The organism is Ruminococcus sp. CAG:379, assembly GCF_000434255.1.
Classification (GTDB): Bacteria; Bacillota; Clostridia; order Oscillospirales; family Ruminococcaceae; genus Ruminococcus_F; species Ruminococcus_F champanellensis.
The window spans coordinates 71,280-75,576 of the sequence record NZ_FR894900.1; the positions used below are offsets into that span (position 1 = coordinate 71,280).

Annotated in this window: 5 protein-coding genes, 1 tRNA gene and 1 pseudogene; 4 read left to right on the forward strand and 3 right to left on the reverse strand. The window is 53.8% G+C overall.

Annotated features, from left to right (window positions below; genetic code table 11):
* On the reverse strand, positions 1-823 hold an 823-nt coding region (locus tag QVO51_RS07105), incomplete at its 3' end, for a polysaccharide deacetylase family protein (protein ID WP_288167969.1).
* A gap of 160 nt (positions 824-983) precedes the next feature.
* On the opposite strand from QVO51_RS07105, the gene spoIIP reads away from it, so the two are divergent.
* Positions 984-2,123: a stage II sporulation protein P gene (spoIIP, locus tag QVO51_RS07110; protein ID WP_022357820.1), complete on the forward strand. Its 1,140-nt coding sequence runs from the start codon at positions 984-986 to the stop codon at positions 2,121-2,123.
* Position 2,124: 1 nt separating this feature from the next.
* Positions 2,125-2,478 carry a hypothetical protein gene (locus QVO51_RS07115; RefSeq protein ID WP_022357821.1) on the forward strand — a complete coding sequence of 118 codons (354 nt, stop codon included), beginning with the start codon at positions 2,125-2,127 and terminating at the stop codon, positions 2,476-2,478.
* On the opposite strand, the gene QVO51_RS07120 is transcribed toward QVO51_RS07115, so the two are convergent.
* Positions 2,417-2,968, reverse strand: a complete 552-nt coding sequence (locus tag QVO51_RS07120) for a hypothetical protein (RefSeq protein WP_022357822.1) — start codon at positions 2,966-2,968, stop codon at positions 2,417-2,419. The two genes, QVO51_RS07115 and QVO51_RS07120, sit on opposite strands and share 62 nt — an antisense overlap.
* Positions 2,969-3,146: 178 nt before the next feature.
* On the opposite strand from QVO51_RS07120, the gene QVO51_RS07125 reads away from it, so the two are divergent.
* Together QVO51_RS07125 and QVO51_RS07130 are read left to right on the forward strand one after the other, a co-directional pair.
* A tRNA-Arg gene (locus QVO51_RS07125) sits at positions 3,147-3,223 on the forward strand.
* 59 nt (positions 3,224-3,282) lie between these two features.
* Positions 3,283-3,444 (forward strand): hypothetical protein, encoded by a 162-nt coding sequence (locus QVO51_RS07130; protein ID WP_276746743.1) that lies wholly within the window; start codon positions 3,283-3,285, stop codon positions 3,442-3,444.
* 207 nt (positions 3,445-3,651) lie between these two features.
* On the opposite strand, the pseudogene QVO51_RS07135 reads toward QVO51_RS07130, so the two are convergent.
* Positions 3,652-4,297 (reverse strand): annotated as a pseudogene (locus tag QVO51_RS07135) (hypothetical protein); the annotation flags it as partial.

Sequence of the window (4,297 nt, forward strand, 5' to 3'; positions counted from 1 at the left end):
GGCGGTTGTACCTGCCGATGCCAAACAGACAGTCCGGATCTCTTGTGATCCGGTTGGGTTCTTCATAACAGGTCAGGGTAGCCAGAAATCCCATGCTCCGCAGCACCGGGATGCTCTCCCGGCACACATAGCCATAGGGGTAGGTGAACACGACAGGCCGCATCTGCACCTGGGATGCCAACAGGGACTGAAGCTGTTCCAGATCCGAGCGCAGCAGCTCCCGGTATGCGGTTTCCGACTCCTCCGGCAGAATGCCGCAGCCCTGTCGGTGGGTATGGCTGTGCAGGTCATAGGTGTGGTTGCCGATCTCAATGCGTCCGGACTCCAGCAGAGTTTGGATTTCTGGAAAGGTCAGATAGGAATAAGCGGTTATGTGAGAATCCTGCTCCGCCTGGTTCACAATGTAACTGCCCACCACGGAGATCACAGCGCACATGTCGTACTTTTCCAACAGGGGCAGGCACTGTTCCAGATTGTTGTAATAGCCGTCGTCAAAGGTGATCATCACCGGCTTTTCCGGCAGGGGCTTTCCGTTGTATACATACTCCACCAGATCGGACACCAGCACTGCCTGATAGCCATGGTCGGACAAATAGGCAAGGTCACTTTCCAACACCTCCGGGGGGACAACATAGTCGCTGTGCCTGCCGGAAAAGACGCTGTGATACATCAGAACCGGCAGGGGGATCCCATTTTCTCCGGGATCCGATACGCCTTCTGTCCGGAACGGGCTGCATCGGAACAGCAGCATCAGCAGCCCCACCGCCACCAGATCGCACAGCAGCATGATCAAAAAGCGCTTTACATTGCAGCAACGGTACATGTGCATCTTCCTTTCCTCTGTTGCTTCTAAAGACTATGTGCATTGGGCTTGTCACATTCCCGGCATAACCGGAAAGGAGGACGCATAGGATGAAGCAGAGGGTTCATACTATATAGGCGGCACCGCAGCATGCGGCAGCGCCTGGGAAGCAGGTGGAAGAATGCGCAGAAGAAGAAACGGATTGCGTGTGCTGATGTGGGGATGCGTTCTGGCAGGAATGCCCCTGCTGGCAGCAGGTATGCTCCAGCTCATTCCCCAGATCCCGGTTGCAGCCAATCGGCTGAATGATTTGCGGACGGATCTGGAGCAGGAACCGGCAGATAACAGGGAGGATCCGCCCTGTTTGTCCAGCGGCTATGGCTGGCTTGCAGAGGAGCCGGACGCCCCGAAACCGGAACAGACCACGGAAACCGCTACTCAGCCGGAGGCGGAGCCGGTGTTTTACGCCAGTGGGGATCCGGGGGAAAAGCCCTATCCTACTGTGTGGCATCCGGGTACCGCACGGATCGTTCGGATGGCGTATCAGCGCTATTCCGGTGGAAATATTGTGGATCTGGACAAGTGCGGACAGGTTCGGAACTGTACCAGTGTGGACAATGCCGCATTGTTGGAGGAAAGCCGGAAAGCGCCTGCCTTTACCATTATGGGGGACGGCTCACCGGAGGTGCTGATCATGCACTCCCATACCACCGAGAGCTTTGAGCCCTATGTACGGGAGTATGGGGATGCGGAATTCAATTACCGTACGACAGATCCGGCGCTGAGCGTGGTGATGGTAGGGGATCAGATTGAAGCCCAGTTGAAAAAGGCAGGCATCGGTGTGATCCATGACGGTACCATTCATGACTATCCCCGTTATACCGGCTCCTATGACCGGAGCCGGGTGGTGGTCAAGCGGATCCTGGAGGAGAACCCCACCATTAAGGTGGTGCTGGACATCCATCGGGATGCCATTGTCAGCAACGGAAACTTGTTGCAGCCGGTGATTGATGTGGATGGACAGGACACCGCCCAGGTGATGATCATCTCCGGGTGCGACAACGGTTCTCTGAACATGCCAAACTACATGAAAAACTTCCGGTTTGCCAGCTGCCTGCAGCAGCAGATCGAATCCGACACACCGGGTCTGACCCGGCCGGTGCTGTTCGATTACCGGAAGTATAACCAGGATCTGACCACCGGCAGCCTGCTGATCGAGGTAGGCAGTCATGGGAATACCCTGGCGCAGGTGAAGCGTGCAGGCTCGGTGCTGGGTGCATCCATCGCCCGGGCACTGCTGAATCTGAAGGAGGAAACGTAATATGAAACGGCGTACAAAAAGAACCGCCTGCCTGGCTCTGGTGTATTACATGCTGATGAACGGGCTGGCGGCAGGGATGCTGCAAGTTTATGTACGATCCTATAATCAAACCAACCGGGAGCCGATCCCGGCGGTGCAGATCACCCGGCAGCCCAGTGCATACCGGGTACAGGTGGCGCAGGCACAGCTGGAACTGATCGTACCGGAACAGGGGGCACATCAGCGGGAAGTGCTGCTGCCGCCGGCAGTGCGGTATGCTGTCCGGGGGTATGACTGGCTGGAGCAGGCAATGCTCAGGCTAGCTGATGGAAAAACAGTCGGTTTGCATAGTCATTCAATTCTCCCCGGTAGATGAGCAGAGCGCCGGGAATGTGCCGCAGATCCTCCGGCGTGCACAGCACTGCCGGTTTGGGCAGGACAATGCCACTTTGTTCGATTATATGGGCGACAAACTGGGAACAGACGTATTTATACCGTCGGTGCAGCCCGATCTGAAACAGCACCGTGCCCATTCCCAGCAGGTTATAGGAATACATGTCTCGATGCAGCTTGAAATGCTCCAGTTCATGCTCAAAGATCAATCGCTGATGTCGGGTCACCGGGATGGCATACAGCTCACAGGGAATGTCAGAGAATTTGCCCAGAGTGCCCCGTCCTACGATCTCCTGGTTGAAGGTGGCGGGCAGGGGCATGGAAGGGGAGTTGCGGCAAAAGCTGTACATTTCATGCAGATTGCTGTCCGCAGAGATGGAAGCGTGGTTGTAGGGTTTTCTGGTGAAAAAACGGATGATTTTAGCAATGTTGGTACCCGTTTGGCTGACCAGCACATAGATATAGTCCTCCACACGCACACCTCCTTACATGAGCATTGTGAAAACGCACAAAAACGGTGGAAAACTCATCGGTAATTTTCGTGCAAAGAAACTATTTTCTATAATTATAGCATATTCTCTTGAAAAATTCAAGATAGTTTGGTATAATTATAAAAGTGAGGAACGAGAGTCCTCACCCCCTATAGTTTATGCGTTTGTAGCTCAGCTGGATAGAGCACTGGCCTCCGACGCCAGGTGTCGCAGGTTCGAATCCTGTCAAGCGCACCAAGGCATCCACGCAATCACGTGGGTGCTTTTTCTTTTAAAAGTAATTGGGGAAGCTGTGTTTGCTGGCTGAAGTATTCCGGTTTCAAGCGTGTCAAGGCATGGGGCAGAAGGGGGTGCATACCTGGGGCACCATGCAGAACCAATGCAGCGTCGCCTTCTACATCATTGACATTACCGTCTGTGGGTTATTACAGACGGCTTTTTTATGCTTGCCTGCCTGAAATGCCGCTCTTCACCTGTCATATCACATCGGCGTAGAACTCGGTTTCATGTGATGAAACCGTGCGGTGTCCCGGTATTTTTCAGCAATCATTTTCACAGAGTGGATCTCGGTTCCACTTGGTGGATTTATACTGCCCGTCCTTCATCTGGACAAAGCCATCAAAGCAGTTGGTAGAAACAATATAGAGGTTGACGTTGTTTCTCAACTATTGATAGCACTGGGCGGTATCCTCCACCGTGCTGCATCCGGCAAAGGCATTTTCAATGAGATTTCCCAGCAGACTGCACAGATCCGGCTCTGCAACATGGATCCATTCCGGGATATCCGTGTGCCAGTCCAGCCGGATCCCATTGCTTGCAGCCAGCTGTACATAGTAATTCAAAAGCGTGTTGACCGCATGATTTTTGCAGAACTGCCGGATCTCCGTTTCCGGCAGGGTGCTGGCATACTTTGTGAGATACTGCTGCAGGGCGGTTAAATTTCCTGCATCCGCAAGCTGCTTCAGGGTAAACACAGACTGCTTGAAGTCATGCCGTTCCTTGGCTGTATCTTCGATGTATTTTTTCTGCATCCGATACTGATTCTCCGCCATTTCAAAGAACTGGATTCGTTCCTGGATGGCGGCTGTGCGTAAGATCCCCATTGCCGTATGGTAAAAGGAAACGTACATCGCAATCAGAAACAGCAGCAGCGTAATATATATGGGGAAGCATCTGCCCACATACAGAGTGGCATAGTGCCGGGGGATGATGGCGAGATTCAGCAGTAGAAAGGCGGCGGACACAGCGATCATAGAGCCCCATGCGCCGGAAACCAGCAGCCGGTCGATCAGGATGCTGCCCCACTTGCGC

Coding starts and splice junctions, on each gene's coding strand:
- spoIIP (WP_022357820.1), top strand. CDS start 984: ATGCGCAGAAGAAGAAACGGATTGCGTGTGCTGATGTGGGGATGCGTT.
- QVO51_RS07115 (WP_022357821.1), top strand. CDS start 2,125: ATGAAACGGCGTACAAAAAGAACCGCCTGCCTGGCTCTGGTGTATTAC.